We start from the raw sequence: 15,663 nt of genomic DNA on the forward strand, positions 1-15,663 counted from the left end.
GCTGCCCAGGAAACGGCACAGATTTTCACCGTAGCGGCCCGTCCCCGGCGGGAGGGGGCTAACGCCTCACGTTCCCTCAGCCGGGCTAACCGGTCCGCCGGTGCCGTGTCGCGTGCCGTCGCGTCCGGTCGGCGCCGGTTGCCCTCCCATGGGCGCGTTACGTCCCGTCGGTCCTATTCATCCCCGTCCCGACCCGCTCACATCACCAGTCGCTGCGTGAGGTCGAGGTCGACGTGAACTTCCGCACGACGAAGACCAGTCCGGCAACGAGCGCCACGAAGACCAGGACCTTGAAGAGCAGTCCGAACACAAGGCTGAGCAGGCTCGTGATGAGGCCGCCGAACACGACAAGAGCGATGACCGGCACCGCGATCCACTTCACCCACCACGGCATCCCCGCGAAAATCTCCCGTACGGCCATCGTCCCTACCTCTTTCCAGGCTGTGTCTGTGCCTTTGATGCTAGGGGCGCAGAGGTGCCTAACGGGGCCCCGAAGGCCCTTGGTCTCCCCTGATGTCCCCCCTAGGGAGACCCGGGCCCGCGGGTCAGCTCTCAGGCGGAGAGAAGATGACCATCACCCGCAGATCCTCGCTGATGTGGTGGAACTTGTGCGGCACACCGGCCGGGACGTACACGACACTGCCCCGCCCGACCTGCGTCGTCTCCATCCCCACAGTGATCGAGGCGCGGCCGCTGACGACCAAGTACACCTCGTCCTGCCGGTGCGGCTGCTGTGGATCACTCTGGCCGGCGTCCAGCGCGTACAGGCCGACGGACATGTTCCGCTCACGCAGGAACTGCAGATACGCCCCGTCGTTGGCGGCCCGCTCCGCCTCCAGTTCATCCAGCCGGAATGCCTTCATCGCCCGTCCGCCCCTTGCGCTTGATTCCACGGTCCACTGCACGGTCCGCCGTACGGCCTGCGTGCGCAGATCGATTCCACGGTTTCCGCCGGTGTGCTGCACCGATCACGTCTGCCACGATCAGACACATGAAGAATTTCGTAGTCAAGACGATCGCCAACGCGGCAGCCCTCGCGGTGGCCATCTGGCTGCTCCAGGACATCACGCTGACCGGCGAGAGCACCGGCCGCAAGGCCCTCACCCTCGTCCTGGTCGCTCTGCTCTTCGGGCTGGTCAACTTCGTCGTCAAGCCCGTTGTGAAACTGCTGACGCTGCCGCTGTTCATCCTCACACTCGGCCTGATCACCCTCGTCATCAACGCCCTGATGCTGCTGCTGACCTCCTGGCTCGCCGACAAACTGGATCTCAGCTTCCATGTCGAGGGCTTCTGGACCGCCATACTCGGTGGCCTGATCATCAGCATCGTGTCCTGGGGAATGAACGTCCTCCTGCCCGACGACAAGGACTGAAGAGTGAACATCGGGGACGGTACGCGAGCGGTACGCGCCGGGCTGCCCGAGCCCGTCAAGAACGAACCCACCCTGCCCGGCCCGGTCTTCGCCGCGCACTTCCACCTGCCCGGCGAACCCACCGGCCCGTACACCTACGGCCGCGACGAGAACCCCACCTGGACCCACCTCGAGCGGGCCATCGGTGAGCTGGAGGCGCCGGACGAGCCCGGCGGGGCGGAGACGGTCGTCTTCGCCTCCGGCATGGCGGCGATCTCGGCGGTACTGCTCTCCCACGCCAGGGCAGGCGAGGCGGTGGTCCTTCCCGACGACGGCTACCAGGCGCTGCCGCTGCTGCGCGAGCAACTGGAGGCCTACGGCATCGAGGTGCGCACCGCGCCGACCGCCGGCGACGCGCAGCTGCCGTTGCTGGACGGAGCCCGGCTGCTGTGGCTCGAGACGCCGTCGAACCCGGGGCTCGACGTGTGCGACGTACGGCGGCTGGCCGACGCGGCACACGCCGCCGGGGCACTGGTCGCCGTGGACAACACCCTCGCCACCCCGCTCGGGCAGCGGCCCCTCGAACTGGGCGCGGACTTCTCCGTGGCCAGCGGCACCAAGGGGCTGACCGGCCACGGCGACCTCCTGCTCGGCTATGTGACCTGCCGCGATGCCGAACTCGCCGTCCGGGTACGACGTTGGCGCAAGATCGTCGGAGCCATCCCGGGCCCGATGGAAGCCTGGCTGGCACACCGCTCCCTGGCCACCCTCCAGCTGCGGGCCGCCCGGCAGAGCGCCAACGCGCTCGCCATCGCCGAAGCTCTGGCCGCCCGCCCCGAGGTGACCGGCCTCCGCCATCCCGGACTGCCCGGCGACCCCGCGCACAGGACGGCCTCGGCGCAGATGCGGAGCTACGGCTGCGTCGTGTCCTTCACACTCCCCGACCGCGCCCACGCCGAGCGCTTCCTGGGTGCCCTCCGGCTCGTCGACGACGCGACAAGCTTCGGCGGCGTACGGTCCACCGCCGAGCGGCGCGGACGTTGGGGCGGCGACGCCGTGGCGGAGGGCTTCATCCGCTTCTCGGCCGGCGCCGAGGACACCCCCGACCTGGTTGCCGATGTGCTGCATGCGCTGGACGAGGCGTCCTCGCGATAGCGGGGCGCTACGCCACGGCTACGCAATTCGGACGGTCCGAGCCTCCCCCCTCATGGCTCGGACCGCCCAGGTTCCACGCGTGAAGAACCTCCCGCACAAGGCTAGTTGACTCTGCGTCAGTGTCCAATCACTGTAGCGACAGAGACCTATCGACTTATTTATAGTTGGGAACTCGCCCGGGGGCGCCGAACCAGGAGGGGCTGCTGCCATGGATCTGGCCCTGCTCCGCACGTTCGTCACCGTGCACCGGGCCGGCTCCTTCACGCGTGCCGCCGCCCTCCTGGGGCTCTCCCAGCCCGCGGTGACCTCCCAGATCCGCACCCTGGAACGCCAGCTGGGCCGGCCGCTCTTCCTGCGCCAGGCCCGGGGCGTGACCCCCACCACCATCGGCGACGAACTTGCCCACAAGGCCGCCCCGCACCTGGACGCGCTGGTGGAGATCACCGAAGCCGGACTCGACGAGGAGTCCGCCGTACGGACCCTCCACCTCGTCGGCCCCCCGGAGTTCACCTCGCTGCGCGCCCTGCCCGCCCTCACACCGCTCATCACCCAGGGCCTCGCGCTGCGCGCCGCCTTCGTCGACAACGCCGCGGAGACCATGGAAGGCCTCGCCGCCGGCCACCACGACCTCGCCATCACCACGGCCCGGCCCCGCGGCGGACTACTCGCCGCCAGCCCGCTCTGCGACGAGGAACACGTCCTGGTCGCCGCGCCCCGCTGGGCCTCGCGCATCGGCCCGGGGCTGCTGCGCCACAAAGGCCCCGCCGTACTGGACCAGATGCCCGTCGTCGAAGTGCACGAGTCCCTGCCCTTCTTCTCCCGCTACTGGACCACCGTCTTCGACACCCGGCCGACAGCCGCGGCCACCGTCATCGCACCCGATCTGCGCGCAGTCCTCCAGTGCACCGCGGCCGGCGCCGGAATGGCCGTACTGCCCCGCTACCTCTGCGAGTCCGCCCTGGACAGCGGCGAAGTAGTGGCCCTGCTCGACCCGCCGGTGCCCCCGCTGCGCACGTACTTCCTGGTGGTGCGTGCCGGCACACTCGCCCTGCCGCACCTCGCGCGGGCACACGAATGGCTGCTGCGCGCGGCAGTCGACTGGTGAAGTCCGCCAACACGGGTACGGCCGGGAGTTTCAGAACCGGTATCGCGGGCCACTCTCTTCCCATGACCGAACGACCCGTGGTCAAGCGCACCGCACGCGCCATCCTGCTCGACGGCAACGACCTCGTTTTGATCAAGCGCACCAAGCCCGGCATGGATCCGTACTGGCTCACCCCCGGCGGCGGCGTCGAACCGGAGGACGCCACCGTCATCGACGCCCTGCACCGGGAAGTGGACGAGGAACTCGGCGCCAAGATCACCGATGTGGTGCCCTGCTTCGTCGACACCGTCGAGCACATCGCCGACGGCGGAGTGACGGGCGTCAAGGTGCAGCACTTCTTCGTATGCCGGCTCGAGTCGATGGACACCTCCCAGCGGCACGGGCCCGAGGTCGACGAACCCTGCGGGGAGTACGAGATCGTCCGCGTCCCGTTCAGCCGCGTCGGCATCGCCGCCGTCCATCTCGTACCGCTGTCCCTGCGGCACTACCTCGACGGCAACATCGAGGGAGTACGGGCCATGCACGCACCCGATTTGGGCTAGGCCCGGGCTAGGACCCGTCGGGGCGATCCTGTCGGTGCAGGGCCGTCAGTCGCCTGCTGCGACCAGCTCCTCGACCGAGTCGTGCCGTATCCGCTCGTCCGGTATTCCGATCCTCTTCAGCGCGTCCACCCCACTGCGGATCATGCCGGGCGGCCCCGAGAGGTACGCGTCGTACGAGTTCCACGGACCGTACTCGCCCACGGCCTCCGGCAGCTGACCGGTCAGCCCTCCGGACATGCTGTCGGAGACGACGGGCCGTACCGACAGCCAGGGATGCGACTGCTGCAGCCGAAGCATCGTGTCGATGTCGTACAGGTCGTGGTTGCTGCGTGCCCCGTAGAAGACCTCCACCGGACGTCGTTCGCCGTGCTCGGCGACATCCTCGATCAGCGCCTTGATGGGCGCGATGCCCGTGCCGCCGCCCAGACACAGCATTCCGTTGGCCGTGCTGTGGTCGACGACCATCGAGCCGGCCGGCGGTCCCAGCCGGATCACATCGCCGGGCCGGGCGTGATGCACAAGGGCGTTGGACACCCAGCCCGCGGGGACCGCCTTGACGTGGAAGGAGAGCAGACCGTCGGCACGGGGCGCGGAGGCGAAGGAGTAGTGCCGCCAAATCCGCGGCCACCAGGGAGTCTCCAAGCTGGTGTACTGGCCCGCGAGAAACGGGTACGGCTGGTCGGGCCGAACGGTGACGACGGCGATGTCCGGGGTGCGCAGGTCGTGGGAGACGACCTCGCCATGCCACCAGGCCGGTGCCTGGTGTTCGTTCTCGGCGGCTGCATCGATCATGATCTGCGAGATCGCCGTGTACGTCCGCACCCACGCCGCCTCGGTCTCCGCGTCCCAGGTCCGGGTGGCATACCGGGCCAGCGCCCCGATGAGCGCCTCACCGACCGCCGGGTAGTGCTCGGCCTGCGTGCCGTACTTACGGTGGCCGCGGCCCAGGTTCTGCAGATATGCGACGAGTACGTCGGGGTTGTCGATGTTCTCCGCGGCGGTGAGCAGGGCCTTCAGGATGCGGTCGCGCTGGGTGTCCATCGCGGCGGGGAACAGCGCACGCAGTTCGGGGTGGCCGATGAAGACCAGAGCGTAGAAGTAGGAGGTCACCTTGTCCGCGACGGGGGCGATCTCCGCCAGCGTGCGCCGGACGAGGATGGCGTCGGGCGACGCGTCCGAGCCGTCGTACGGGGCGGTGGCGGGCTCGGCGGGGACTCGAGCGGAGGCCGGCGACGGTTCGTGGCGCGGGACGTACTGCTGCCGCTCGTACTGTCCGGGGGCCTGCGAGGGCTCAGGGCCAGGGCCCGGCGGCGCCGGCGCGTGGCGCGGATCCGGTGCCGACTGGGCGCGGTGCTGCTCAGCTGCGGACTGGGGGCGGTGGGTTGACGGTGCCGGCTGAGGGCGGGAATCCGGCCTAGCCGCCGAACGCTCCTGAGCCGAGCGCACCGGGCGGATCGAGGCCACCTGCCGGATCGGCAACCCGTTCCGCTCCGGTATCCGGTCATGGCTGGAGGCGGAGTCATGGTCCTCACCGGCCGGCTGTCTGTGCGGTGTGAACCAGCCGCTTCCGTCTCCGCTGCCCTCGCCGGACATGCTGTTGCCTGTCGGCGTGGTGGGCAGAGCGTCCATCCTGTGCCTCGCTTCAAGACATTTGGTCGGTCTGCGCGCTGCACGGCCTCACATTTAAACGATCTTGGCCGCAGTTCCCGTCGTCGCAGCATGCCAGGATCGAACAACCCCTCGGACAAATAGCGGGAACTCCGGGTATTCGACTCGTCCGCCCGTTAGGATCGCTACCCGGCGTGCCCGGACGACTGCACAAGGCGGTAGGCCTCCCGTAGGTCCCCCGTCCCTTATTGGTGTACGTGGCGAGCCCGGTCAGATGATGGTCCGCGTTGACCGCGACCGACGCGGAGACGACCCCGAACAGCGCCGCGTCGGACATGGTGTCCCCATACGCGACACAGTCGGTCCTCCCCACCCCGAACTCCGCGCACAGCCGGTCCGCGATCTCCAGGATGTGCGCCACATCGGCCGGCCCCGTAAACGGCACGCCCGGGAAAACGGGAGCCGTGCGCGGCGTGCGCACTCCAGTCGAGGAGCAGCTCCACAAATCCGGCGAGTGATGAAATCCCGCTCCAGTTCTGCGATCTCCGCATCGAGCGCGAGCTGCCGGGATATCTCCACCTGGGCGGCCGAGCCATGGATCAGCGTTCCGTCGAGGTCGAAGAGATGCAAGGTCGCCATGTACGCCGAGGCTAGTACGGGCGGTTACTCCCACCGGCAGACGACCCGAGCCCCAGCGCGCGGCACCGTGTTTCACGTGAAACATCTCCGTCGCCCCACACGCCGGGCGCTCCTTGTCGTCCGTGTCGCTGTGTCCGTCAGCTGGCTGGGCCTCACCATCGGGGCTCACCCTGATCACCACAGGTCTCTCGATCTTCTCCCTCCGTCCCGGGATCAACCAGGCCGGCGTCGAGGGGGCGGTCGACATCAACCTTGTCGTCGCCCCGTCCGTGTCCGCAGCCACCTACTTCTTCATCACGGCCGTCTCGGCCCTCAAGCCCTGGGGGCTGACGAGACGCGGCCGGGATCACCGCTCGGGCGCCGGAAGAGCGGTGGCCGCCACCAGTGCGCGCCGACCCGCCTGACCCCCGGCGCCACGTACCCGCTGTGGGGCCAGGGTGGGACGGAAGTCGACGGGTGAGCCGGCGCGGAGGCCAACGTTGCGCGGGGGCAGAGGTCAACGGCGGGCCGGGGCGGACGCGATCCGCTCCGGCACCGAGAGGGAGGCGAGAGCACCCGATCCGCCGTCGAGTACACCGCTGCCACGGACGCGGCGCTCCAACGCACCGGAGAGGAGGGCGAGAGCAAGCGCCGACGCGGCGAGAGCCGCGCCCACCCAGTTGGGGGCGGTGTAGCCGAAGCCACCGGCGATGACGAGGCCGCCGAGCCACGCGGCCAGCGCGTTGCCGAGGTTGAAGGCTCCGATGTTCACCGCTGATGCGAGGGTGGGAGCTCCCGCGGCCTGGTCCAGGACGCGCTTTTGCAACGGCGGTACGGTCGCGAAGCCCAGGGCGCCGATGAGCACAATGGTCGCGGCTGCGGCGATCTTGTGGTGAGCGGTCAGGGTGAACAGGGCGAGAACGACCGCGAGGGCGCCCAGCGACACGTACAGCATCGGCATCAGCTTGCGGTCCGCGTAACGCCCGCCGACGAGATTGCCGCCGACCATTCCGAGGCCGAAGAGGACCAGCAGCCAGGTGACCGAGGTGTCGGCGAAGCCGGCGACGTCGGTCATCATCGGCGTGATGTAGGTGATGGCGGCGAACACTCCGCCGAAGCCCAGAACCGTCATCGCCATGGCAAGCAGTACCTGGACATTGCGGAACGCTGCCAATTCGAGGCGAACACGTACGCCTTCGGGCCGAGGCTGCTCGGGCACCAGCCTTGCCACACCCAACAGCCCGACGACACCGAGTGCGGCGACGATCAGGAAGGTGACGCGCCAGCCGAGGGTCTGACCCACGAGCGTGCCCATCGGCACACCGACGACGTTGGCGACAGTCAGGCCCGTGAACATCATGGCGATGGCACCGGCCTTCTTCTGCGGGGCGACCAGGTCGGCGGCTACCACGGACCCGATACCGAAGAACGCGCCATGCGCCAGTGAGGCCACAACGCGCCCCGCGAGCATCACACCGAAGACGGAGGCCACGGCGGAGATCACGTTGCCCACGATGAACAGACCCATGAGCAGCATCAGCATGCGCTTACGGGAGACCCGGGTGCCGAGGATCGTCATCAGCGGGGCGCCCAGAACGACGCCGAGCGCGTAGCCCGTGACCAGGAAACCGGCAGTGGGAATCGAGACACCGTAGTCGGCGGCGACCTCAGGGAGCAGCCCCGTGATCACGAACTCGGTGGTGCCGATCCCGAAGGCCCCGATGGCGAGTGCCAGCAGCGCGAGAGGCATGGGAAGAACCCTTCAGGAGAATGCGTTAGCTGTTTACGAGCGTAAACAATAATTGCAGACGCTCATTAATTGCAAGCGCGGGCTATTTCGGAAGTGGCCTATCCTGGTCTCACGCCATACGCACCGCGCCGAAGGAGGACTCCCATGATCGCCACGGGAACCGAACCCACCGCCGCCCTCTCCCAAGGCTGGTGCGCCCTCTCCCTGCTCCACGGCAGGATCGAGGCCCACATCGAACGCGCCCTGCAGACACACAACGGCCTCAGCGTCCGCGAGTACTCACTCCTCGACGTCCTCAGCCGACAGCACAACGGCCCCGGCGGCCACCTGCGCATGCACCAGGTCGCCGACTCCGTCGTCCTCAGCCAGAGCGCCACCACCCGCCTGGTCTCCCGCCTCGAAGACCGCGGCCTCCTCAGCCGCTACCTCTGCGACACCGACCGGCGCGGCATCTACACCGACGTCACCGAAGCCGGCCTCACACTCCTCGCCGAGGCCCGGCCCACCAACGACACCGCCCTGCGCGAGGCTCTCGACGAAGCCGCGAAAAACCCCGAGCTGGCCCCCCTGGTCACCGCCGTCGAAACGATGAAGGCCCCCGCGCCCACCGCATAGCCCGCCCCGACCACGCGGTCGATAGTCTGCGGATCATGAGCGAACCGGACACCCTGGAGATACGGCCGGCCGCAGCTGCCGACCTGCCCGCCATCGTCGCGATGCTGGCCGACGACCCGCTCGGGGCAACACGCGAATCACCGGACGACCTCATCCCGTACCAACGCGCGCTCGAACGGCTGGACGGCGACCCCAACCAGCACGTCGTCGTCGCCGTCCGCGGCAACCACGTCGTCGGAACACTGCAGCTCACCGTCATACCCGGCCTGTCGCGCCGCGCCGCGACCCGCTCGGTCATCGAAGGCGTACGCATCCACGCCGACGAACGCGGCAGCGGCCTGGGCACCCGGCTCATCGAATGGGCCATCGGCGCGTCCCGCCGCCAGGACTGCCAGATGGTCCAACTGACCTCAGACACCACCCGGGCCGACGCCCACCGCTTCTACGAGCGACTCGGCTTCACCGCCTCACACGTGGGCTTCAAGCTCCAGCTCTGAGACAGTCGCAACCTGGTGGCGACCGGCGACACCGAACCCGAACCGCGGTCGAACCCTGAGCGGCCCTGCTGCCCGGCCTCGACCCCAGTGCGATGGGCTGGTCCGACCGCGACTTTCACCTCCGCCCCCGGACCACCGTGGCGCATTCTTCGACCGCGCCGGAAATACGTTCAGCCGGACTGTCGTCCCACTCCTCAACATCGCCATCCAGAGCGACAGCGAGCAGCGCGCCCAGCTCGAGGCGCGTGAAGAAGAGATCACCCGCCTCCAGCGCGTCCTGCACGAGCGCGAGGCCGCCGGCTCCATGGGCGCCCTCGACGCCATGAATCCCGGGCAGTTCGAGCAGCACATCGCCTGGCTCTGCCGCCGCGACGGCTGCGACCGGGTCAGTGTGACCGGCGGCCACGGTGGCACCGGTGCGGACATCGTCACGTACACGCCCGACGGTCGCCGGGTCATGGTCCAGTGCAAGTCACGCAACCCCGGCGGATCCATCACCAGCGGCGACGTCCAGCAGTTCATCGGAATGGCCAAGCTCGAATGCCGGGCTGACATCGCCCTGCTGGTCGCCACATGCCCCTTCACCCGTGACGCGCTTCTCCTGGCCACGCGCCACGACATCACGGACGTACACCGAGGCCTACTGGAGGCCTGGAACAGCGGTACGAAGCTGCAGGTGCTGCGGTAGGGATTCGCGCAATCGCAATGACACGGGCAGGGCCCGAAGTCGCAGATCCACGTTGCGGCTTCGGGCCCGCCCGGACTCTACCGAGACCCCAGCCAGCCGCGTGGGTCAACGCCACCAGGAACCGGCGCCCCCGTCTCGTACGGCTCGCGCGTGAACACGAACGACCCCAGGTCCAGATGGCTCACCGCGCCGCCTTCGCCTCGCACCGACCGCAGCGTCTCACCCGCGTAGTAGCCGTTGAGTCCGGTCCACGAACCGTCCCCGTCTGCCTGGAATCGCGCACTCCGGCCGCCGCCCGTGAGCGGGCCCAGCTCCAGCCCCCCATCAGCCGACACCCGCAATCCGAACGCCGCGGTCCCCCAGTACCAGACACCGGTCAACTGGAGCAGGGCCTCATCCACTTCCGCCAGCGGCTGCCAAGGATGCGGAATGCGAGGCTCCGAATCTGCCACGATCCGTACGAGGTCAGCCGCCACCGTCGCCGCCGGCAACCCCGACGTGCAGTTGGCCAGCGTCACCGCCGCCACGTCGTCCGCCTCGCTCATCCACAACCCCGCCACGAATCCCGGCAGTGAACCGCTGTGCCCCGCCAGCGTCCTGCCCCCGACGCGCGAAACCTGCAGCCCCAGCCCGTACCCGGCGTCCAGCGCATCGGCTTCGGGCGGCCCCGACGGCGTGCGCATCTCCCGCGCCGACTCCGCACTCAGCACCCGCTCGTCGCCCCCCGCCAGGAACACGGCGAACCGCGCCAGATCATCCGCCGTGGACCACAGCTGCCCGGCCGGAGCCATCAGCCCCAGGTCCTCCAACGGCTCGGGCATCATCACATCCGCCCATGGATGCACGGCCCAGCCACCCGCGTGAGGGCCCTGCGGCTGGGCCGTCGTACGCCGCAGGCCGAGCGGCTCCAGAACCTCGCGCCGCAGCACCTCTTCCCACGACGCCCCACGCAGCGCCTCGACCAGCGAACCGAGCAGCGTGTAACCGGGATTGGAGTAGTGGTACCTGCGCCCGGCCGGATGCAGAGCGGGCCGCTCACCCAGCACATCGGCCAGCTCCGCCCGCAACGCGCCGGGGGTCCGCTCCCACCACGGCCCGGGCGTCTCCGCAGCAAGGCCCGCGGTGTGACCCAGCAACTGACCGATGGTCACCTCGCCCACGCCGGTACCGGTCAGATGCTCTTCCAGTCGGTCCCCGAGATCCAGCAGGCCTTCGTCTCGCAACCGCAGCACCAGCACAGCCGTGAAGGTCTTGGTGATGGACCCGATGCGGTACTGCACGTTCGCGTCCGGGCCGTGCCCCTCGACCGACGTACGCGAACCCGTCCAGACCGTCCGTCCGCCGCGCACCACCGCCGCCACGACCGACGGAGCCCGACCCTCCGCCTGAGCGGTGGCGATGCGGTGCAGCAGCGCCCGCCGCGTATCGGGGAGAAGTTCTTCAAGCGCAGATGTCATGGCACACCTCTATCCCCGCGACGGCCCACAGTCGACCTCTTTTCGCCTGCGCACGACACGTCGGACCCGTACGACTCCGGCCGCGGGATGCGGCACGGATCGAGCCCTGCAGCCCCACTACTCAGGTCTGAGCCATGTCCACAAAACGCGAATAGTGACCCTGGAACGCCACAGTGATCGTCGCCGTCGGACCATTACGGTGCTTCGCCACGATCAGGTCCGCCTCGCCAGCGCGCGGTGACTCCTTCTCGTACGCGTCCTCCCGGTGCAACAGGATCACCATGTCGGCGTCCTGCTCGATCGAGCCCGACTCACGCAGGTCCGAGACCATCGGCTTCTTGTCCGTACGCTGCTCCGGGCCACGGTTCAGCTGAGACAGCGCAATCACCGGCACCTCAAGCTCCTTCGCGAGCAGCTTCAGGTTTCGCGACATGTCCGAGACCTCCTGCTGCCGGCTCTCGGGACGCCTCGCACCACCGGACTGCATCAGCTGCAGATAGTCGATCACGACCAACTGCAGATCCTGCCGCTGCTTGAGCCGACGGCACTTCGCCCGGATCTCCATCATCGAAAGGTTCGGCGAATCGTCGATATAGAGCGGCGCCGCCGACACATCCGGCATCCGTCGGGCCAGCCGCGTCCAGTCCTCGTCCGTCATCGAACCCGACCGCATGTGATGCAGAGCCACCCGCGCCTCTGCCGACAGCAGACGCATCGCGATCTCGTTCCGCCCCATTTCGAGCGAGAAGATCACGCTCGGCATATTGGCCTTGATCGAGCAGGCCCGGGCGAAGTCCAGCGCCAGCGTCGACTTACCCATCGCCGGACGCGCCGCGATGACAATCATCTGTCCCGGATGCAGCCCGTTCGTCAGCGAATCCAGGTCCGTGAAACCCGTCGGCACACCCGACATCTGGCCACTGCGCGAACCGATCGCCTCGATCTCGTCGAGAGCGCCCTCCATGATGTCGCCCAGCGGCAGATAGTCCTCGGACGTCCGCTGCTCGGTCACCGCGTAGATCTCGGCCTGGGCGGAGTTGACGATCTCGTCGACATCCCCGTCCGCCGCATATCCCATCTGCGTGATCTTCGTGCCTGCCTCGACCAGCCGCCGCAGCACCGCACGCTCATGGACGATTTCCGCGTAGTACTCGGCGTTGGCCGCGGTAGGCACCGACTGCACCAATGTGTGCAGATACGATGCGCCGCCCACTCTCGTGATCTCGCCACGTTTGGTGAGCTCCGCGCCCACCGTGATCGGGTCGGCCGGCTCGCCCTTCGCGTACAGGTCGAGGATCGCCTGGAAAACCGTCTCATGGGCGGGCCGGTAGAAGTCATTGCCCTTGAGCACCTCGACGACATCCGCGATGGCGTCCTTCGACAGGAGCATGCCGCCCAGGACGGACTGCTCCGCGTCCAGGTCCTGCGGGGGTACGCGCTCGAACGCGGCCCCGCCACCATCCCAGACCCCACCGTCCCGGCCCCGCTCGTGCTGGTCCTCGCGGCCCCTGGCTTCACCGCGGCGCGGGCGGGAGACGGGCAGACGATCCCCCGGACCAGTGTCGGTCCAGGGGTCGTCAATGGGCTCGGGAATGCTCACCGGGCCACCTCCTCCGTCCGCCGCGCGGACCTCGCCGTGCCACTCTTCCTACGGCACAGCTCTGACATTCCGACGCGCCCGATTCCGCTTCCGGCACGTCGGGTTCGACAGGTGACGGGAGTCAAAACAGGAGGCAGGCGCCGCACAACGGTAGGCCCGCAGGCACCGTCAGCCAATCTGGTTATCCACAGGCCATGTGGACGAGACCGCATTGCCTGTGGGTAACTCCACGGAACCTGTGCACGGACCGGGGGACAGCACTGTGGACAAACTCATACCAGCCCCTTCCAAACCAGCCTGACCTGCAGTTTTGCCGTCCACTGGCTGTGGGGAAGAAAAACTTTCCCGCCCGGATCAAGATCGCCGCAAACAGCGCACGAAAGAGCCCCCGGTCAGGGGTCAGGTAAGCCCCTCTAGGCGATTGCATCTCTTACCTGTGGAAGATTAGATTGCACCCATGACACGGGCCCCCGCGATACCGAAGGCTGTCCGCCGACGCCATGACCGAGAGATCATCGCTCTCGCCGTTCCCGCCTTCGGCGCCCTCGTCGCCGAGCCGCTGTTCGTCATGGTCGACAGCGCCATCGTCGGCCATCTTGGGACTCCTCAGCTTGCCGGTCTCGGTATCGCTGCGGCGCTGCTGGTGACTGCTGTCAGCGTCTTCGTTTTCCTTGCGTACGCGACCACGGCTGCCGTGGCCCGGCGGGTGGGCGCCGGCGATCTCCCCGCCGCCATCAGACAGGGGATGGACGGTATTTGGCTGGCCCTCCTGCTCGGTGCCGTGGTGGTGGCGGTGGTGCTGCCCACGGCGCCTTGGCTGATCGGGTTGTTCGGCGCCTCTGACACTGCCGCTCCGTATGCGGTCACGTATCTGCGGATCTCCGCGTTCGGCATCCCGGCCATGCTGGTCGTGCTGGCGGCCACGGGTGTGCTGCGTGGTCTGCAGGACACGAGGACACCGCTCTATGTGGCGGTGGGCGGCTTCGCTGCCAACGCGGCATTGAATGTGGGCTTGGTGTACGGCGCGGGTTTCGGAATTGCGGGATCTGCCTGGGGCACGGTGATCGCTCAGTGTGCGATGGCCGTGGCCTATCTGGTTGTGGTGGTGCGGGGTGCTCGCGTGCACGGTGCTTCCCTGCGGCCCGATTCAGCGGGGATCAGGGCTTGTGCGCAGGCCGGGGCGCCGTTGTTGGTGCGTACGTTGTCGCTGCGCGCGGTGTTGCTGATTGTGACGGCGGTGGCCGCACGGCTGGGTGATGCAGAGGTGGCCGCGCATCAGGTCATTCTCTCGCTGTGGAGTTTGCTTGCCTTCGCGCTTGATGCGATCGCCATTGCTGGGCAGGCGATCATCGGCCGTTATCTGGGCGCGGGTGACGCTGCTGGTGCGAGGGCTGCGTGCCGTCGCATGGTGCAGTGGGGTGTGGCGGCGGGTGTGGTGCTGGGTGTGCTGGTGGTCGTGTCGCGGCCGCTGTTCATCCCTCTGTTCACGACTGATCCGGCGGTGCGGGACGCCCTGTTGCCGGCATTGCTGGTGGTGGGTGTTTCTCAGCCGGTTTCGGGGATCGTGTTTGTGCTGGACGGGGTGTTGATGGGCGCGGGGGACGGTCCGTATCTGGCGTGGGCGATGCTGGTGACTCTGGTTGTGTTCACGCCGGTGGCGCTGCTGGTGCCCGCGCTGGGGGGCGGTCTGACGGCGCTGTGGTGTGCGATGACGTTGATGATGGTGATTCGTATGGTGACGCTGCAGTTGCGTGTGCGGTCGGGCCGCTGGGTGGTTACGGGTGCGACGCGCTGACGGGGTCCGGGAGCCGAGGTCGGGGACGGGAGTCTTAGTCGGCATGTGTTTCACGTGAAACATCCGGTTCGGGTTGTTTCACGTGAAACGACGAAGGGCCGCACCCCTGAGGGTGCGGCCCTTCCTGCACTCTATGGGAGTGCAGCGCTTACGCGGCGACGACCTCGATGCCAAGCTTCGCGGCGACCTCGGGGTGCAGACGCACGGAGATCTGGTGCGAGCCCAGGGTCTTGATCGGGGCGCCCAGTTCGATGCGACGCTTGTCGACCTCGGGGCCACCGGCGTCCTTGATCGCCGAGGCGATGTCGGCCGGAGTGACGGAACCGAAGAGGCGGCCGGCGTCACCCGAGCGGGTGGCCAGGCGAACCTTCACGCCTTCGAGCTTGGCCTTGACCTCGTTGGCCTGCTCGATGGTCGCGATCTCGTGGATCTTGCGGGCACGGCGGATCTGCTCGACGTCCTTCTCGCCACCCTTGGTCCAGCGGATCGCGAAACCGCGCGGGACCAGGTAGTTGCGAGCGTAGCCGTCCTTGACGTCAACGACGTCGCCGGCAGTGCCGAGGCCGGACACCTCGTGGGTGAGGATGATCTTCATGTTTCGGTCACCCTTCCCTTATCGCGCGGTGGACGTGTAGGGCAGCAGCGCCATCTCACGGCTGTTCTTGACGGCCGTGGCGACGTCACGCTGGTGCTGCGTGCAGTTGCCGGTGACGCGGCGGGCACGGATCTTGCCGCGGTCGGAAATGAACTTCCGCAGCATGTTCGTGTCCTTGTAGTCCACGTACTGGGTCTTGTCCTTGCAGAATGCGCAGACCTTCTTCTTAGGCTTGCGCACAGGCGGCTTCGCCATTGTGTTTCTCCTGTGTGATCAAGAAGTGGGGT

General features: G+C 68.1%; 16 protein-coding genes and 3 pseudogenes. 10 read left to right on the plus strand and 9 right to left on the minus strand.

Going from position 1 to position 15,663, the window contains the following annotated elements:
- Positions 1 to 202: 202 nt before the first annotated feature.
- The gene (locus tag AB0M62_RS06025) at positions 203 to 421 is read right to left on the minus strand and encodes a DUF5326 family protein (RefSeq protein WP_366072894.1); all 219 of its coding nucleotides are present in this window, start codon (positions 419 to 421) and stop codon (positions 203 to 205) included.
- Between the two features lie 124 nt (positions 422 to 545).
- Complete coding sequence (locus AB0M62_RS06030; RefSeq protein WP_366072895.1) at positions 546 to 863, minus strand: cupin domain-containing protein; 318 nt, start codon at positions 861 to 863, stop codon at positions 546 to 548.
- Between the two features lie 128 nt (positions 864 to 991).
- Between AB0M62_RS06030 and AB0M62_RS06035 the strand changes: the two genes are divergently transcribed.
- The 4 genes from AB0M62_RS06035 to AB0M62_RS06050 all read left to right on the plus strand — a co-directional run bounded on the left by AB0M62_RS06035 (position 992) and on the right by AB0M62_RS06050 (position 4,153).
- Positions 992 to 1,372: a phage holin family protein gene (locus AB0M62_RS06035; protein ID WP_366072896.1), complete on the plus strand. Its 381-nt coding sequence runs from the start codon at positions 992 to 994 to the stop codon at positions 1,370 to 1,372.
- A 3-nt stretch (positions 1,373 to 1,375) separates the two neighbouring features.
- Positions 1,376 to 2,506 (plus strand): cystathionine gamma-lyase, encoded by a 1,131-nt coding sequence (locus tag AB0M62_RS06040; protein WP_366072897.1) that lies wholly within the window; start codon positions 1,376 to 1,378, stop codon positions 2,504 to 2,506.
- A gap of 208 nt (positions 2,507 to 2,714) precedes the next feature.
- Positions 2,715 to 3,611: a LysR family transcriptional regulator gene (locus AB0M62_RS06045; RefSeq protein WP_366072898.1), complete on the plus strand. Its 897-nt coding sequence runs from the start codon at positions 2,715 to 2,717 to the stop codon at positions 3,609 to 3,611.
- 62 nt (positions 3,612 to 3,673) lie between these two features.
- The gene (locus AB0M62_RS06050; RefSeq protein ID WP_366072899.1) at positions 3,674 to 4,153 is read left to right on the plus strand and encodes an NUDIX hydrolase; all 480 of its coding nucleotides are present in this window, start codon (positions 3,674 to 3,676) and stop codon (positions 4,151 to 4,153) included.
- Positions 4,154 to 4,198: 45 nt separating this feature from the next.
- Here AB0M62_RS06050 and AB0M62_RS06055 read toward each other — a convergent pair whose 3' ends face one another.
- Both AB0M62_RS06055 and AB0M62_RS06060 read right to left on the minus strand, forming a co-directional pair.
- Positions 4,199 to 5,782, minus strand: a complete 1,584-nt coding sequence (locus AB0M62_RS06055; protein WP_366072900.1) for a globin domain-containing protein — start codon at positions 5,780 to 5,782, stop codon at positions 4,199 to 4,201.
- Positions 5,783 to 5,946: 164 nt separating this feature from the next.
- A pseudogene (locus AB0M62_RS06060) lies at positions 5,947 to 6,400 on the minus strand (hydrolase).
- Positions 6,401 to 6,476: 76 nt separating this feature from the next.
- Between AB0M62_RS06060 and AB0M62_RS06065 the strand changes: the two are divergent.
- Positions 6,477 to 6,804: pseudogene (locus AB0M62_RS06065) on the plus strand (hypothetical protein).
- A gap of 92 nt (positions 6,805 to 6,896) precedes the next feature.
- Here the strand turns inward: AB0M62_RS06065 and AB0M62_RS06070 are convergent.
- Complete coding sequence (locus AB0M62_RS06070) at positions 6,897 to 8,129, minus strand: MFS transporter (protein WP_366072901.1); 1,233 nt, start codon at positions 8,127 to 8,129, stop codon at positions 6,897 to 6,899.
- A 144-nt stretch (positions 8,130 to 8,273) separates the two neighbouring features.
- Here AB0M62_RS06070 and AB0M62_RS06075 point away from each other — a divergent pair, with 144 nt between their 5' ends.
- The 4 genes and pseudogenes from AB0M62_RS06075 to AB0M62_RS06090 all read left to right on the plus strand — a co-directional run bounded on the left by AB0M62_RS06075 (position 8,274) and on the right by AB0M62_RS06090 (position 9,929).
- Positions 8,274 to 8,744: a MarR family transcriptional regulator gene (locus AB0M62_RS06075; protein ID WP_366072902.1), complete on the plus strand. Its 471-nt coding sequence runs from the start codon at positions 8,274 to 8,276 to the stop codon at positions 8,742 to 8,744.
- Positions 8,745 to 8,779: 35 nt separating this feature from the next.
- Complete coding sequence (locus AB0M62_RS06080) at positions 8,780 to 9,241, plus strand: GNAT family N-acetyltransferase (RefSeq protein WP_366072904.1); 462 nt, start codon at positions 8,780 to 8,782, stop codon at positions 9,239 to 9,241.
- A 50-nt stretch (positions 9,242 to 9,291) separates the two neighbouring features.
- Positions 9,292 to 9,407 (plus strand): annotated as a pseudogene (locus AB0M62_RS06085) (winged helix DNA-binding domain-containing protein); the annotation flags it as partial.
- 156 nt (positions 9,408 to 9,563) lie between these two features.
- Entirely contained in the window at positions 9,564 to 9,929 is a 366-nt protein-coding gene (locus AB0M62_RS06090) for a restriction endonuclease (protein ID WP_366073067.1), read from the plus strand.
- A 77-nt stretch (positions 9,930 to 10,006) separates the two neighbouring features.
- On the opposite strand, the gene AB0M62_RS06095 is transcribed toward AB0M62_RS06090, so the two are convergent.
- Both AB0M62_RS06095 and dnaB read right to left on the minus strand, forming a co-directional pair.
- Positions 10,007 to 11,386 (minus strand): serine hydrolase domain-containing protein, encoded by a 1,380-nt coding sequence (locus tag AB0M62_RS06095; RefSeq protein WP_366072905.1) that lies wholly within the window; start codon positions 11,384 to 11,386, stop codon positions 10,007 to 10,009.
- A gap of 121 nt (positions 11,387 to 11,507) precedes the next feature.
- Positions 11,508 to 12,986 carry a replicative DNA helicase gene (gene dnaB, locus AB0M62_RS06100; RefSeq protein ID WP_366072906.1) on the minus strand — a complete coding sequence of 493 codons (1,479 nt, stop codon included), beginning with the start codon at positions 12,984 to 12,986 and terminating at the stop codon, positions 11,508 to 11,510.
- A 457-nt stretch (positions 12,987 to 13,443) separates the two neighbouring features.
- Between dnaB and AB0M62_RS06105 the strand changes: the two genes are divergently transcribed.
- Positions 13,444 to 14,781, plus strand: a complete 1,338-nt coding sequence (locus AB0M62_RS06105; RefSeq protein WP_366072907.1) for an MATE family efflux transporter — start codon at positions 13,444 to 13,446, stop codon at positions 14,779 to 14,781.
- 148 nt (positions 14,782 to 14,929) lie between these two features.
- Here AB0M62_RS06105 and rplI read toward each other — a convergent pair whose 3' ends face one another.
- A complete protein-coding gene (gene rplI / locus AB0M62_RS06110; protein ID WP_366072908.1) occupies positions 14,930 to 15,376 on the minus strand; it encodes a 50S ribosomal protein L9 in 447 nt (148 codons plus the stop codon).
- Positions 15,377 to 15,394: 18 nt separating this feature from the next.
- Positions 15,395 to 15,631, minus strand: coding sequence for a 30S ribosomal protein S18 (gene rpsR, locus AB0M62_RS06115; RefSeq protein ID WP_003967857.1), 237 nt, complete (start codon positions 15,629 to 15,631; stop codon positions 15,395 to 15,397).
- Positions 15,632 to 15,663 lie beyond the last annotated feature (32 nt).

Origin of the sequence: Streptomyces sp. NPDC051219 (assembly GCF_040682335.1) — a bacterium.
In the GTDB taxonomy this organism is placed as follows: domain Bacteria; phylum Actinomycetota; class Actinomycetes; order Streptomycetales; family Streptomycetaceae; genus Streptomyces.

Bases quoted from the DNA above. Each gene is read 5' to 3' on its own strand.
- AB0M62_RS06025 (WP_366072894.1), bottom strand. From the start codon at position 421: ATGGCCGTACGGGAGATTTTCGCGGGGATGCCGTGGTGGGTGAAGTGG.
- AB0M62_RS06030 (WP_366072895.1), bottom strand. From the start codon at position 863: ATGAAGGCATTCCGGCTGGATGAACTGGAGGCGGAGCGGGCCGCCAAC.
- AB0M62_RS06035 (WP_366072896.1), top strand. From the start codon at position 992: ATGAAGAATTTCGTAGTCAAGACGATCGCCAACGCGGCAGCCCTCGCG.
- AB0M62_RS06045 (WP_366072898.1), top strand. From the start codon at position 2,715: ATGGATCTGGCCCTGCTCCGCACGTTCGTCACCGTGCACCGGGCCGGC.
- AB0M62_RS06050 (WP_366072899.1), top strand. From the start codon at position 3,674: ATGACCGAACGACCCGTGGTCAAGCGCACCGCACGCGCCATCCTGCTC.
- AB0M62_RS06055 (WP_366072900.1), bottom strand. From the start codon at position 5,782: ATGGACGCTCTGCCCACCACGCCGACAGGCAACAGCATGTCCGGCGAG.
- AB0M62_RS06070 (WP_366072901.1), bottom strand. From the start codon at position 8,129: ATGCCTCTCGCGCTGCTGGCACTCGCCATCGGGGCCTTCGGGATCGGC.
- AB0M62_RS06075 (WP_366072902.1), top strand. From the start codon at position 8,274: ATGATCGCCACGGGAACCGAACCCACCGCCGCCCTCTCCCAAGGCTGG.
- AB0M62_RS06080 (WP_366072904.1), top strand. From the start codon at position 8,780: ATGAGCGAACCGGACACCCTGGAGATACGGCCGGCCGCAGCTGCCGAC.
- AB0M62_RS06090 (WP_366073067.1), top strand. From the start codon at position 9,564: ATGAATCCCGGGCAGTTCGAGCAGCACATCGCCTGGCTCTGCCGCCGC.
- AB0M62_RS06095 (WP_366072905.1), bottom strand. From the start codon at position 11,386: ATGACATCTGCGCTTGAAGAACTTCTCCCCGATACGCGGCGGGCGCTG.
- AB0M62_RS06105 (WP_366072907.1), top strand. From the start codon at position 13,444: ATGACACGGGCCCCCGCGATACCGAAGGCTGTCCGCCGACGCCATGAC.
- rplI (WP_366072908.1), bottom strand. From the start codon at position 15,376: ATGAAGATCATCCTCACCCACGAGGTGTCCGGCCTCGGCACTGCCGGC.
- rpsR (WP_003967857.1), bottom strand. From the start codon at position 15,631: ATGGCGAAGCCGCCTGTGCGCAAGCCTAAGAAGAAGGTCTGCGCATTC.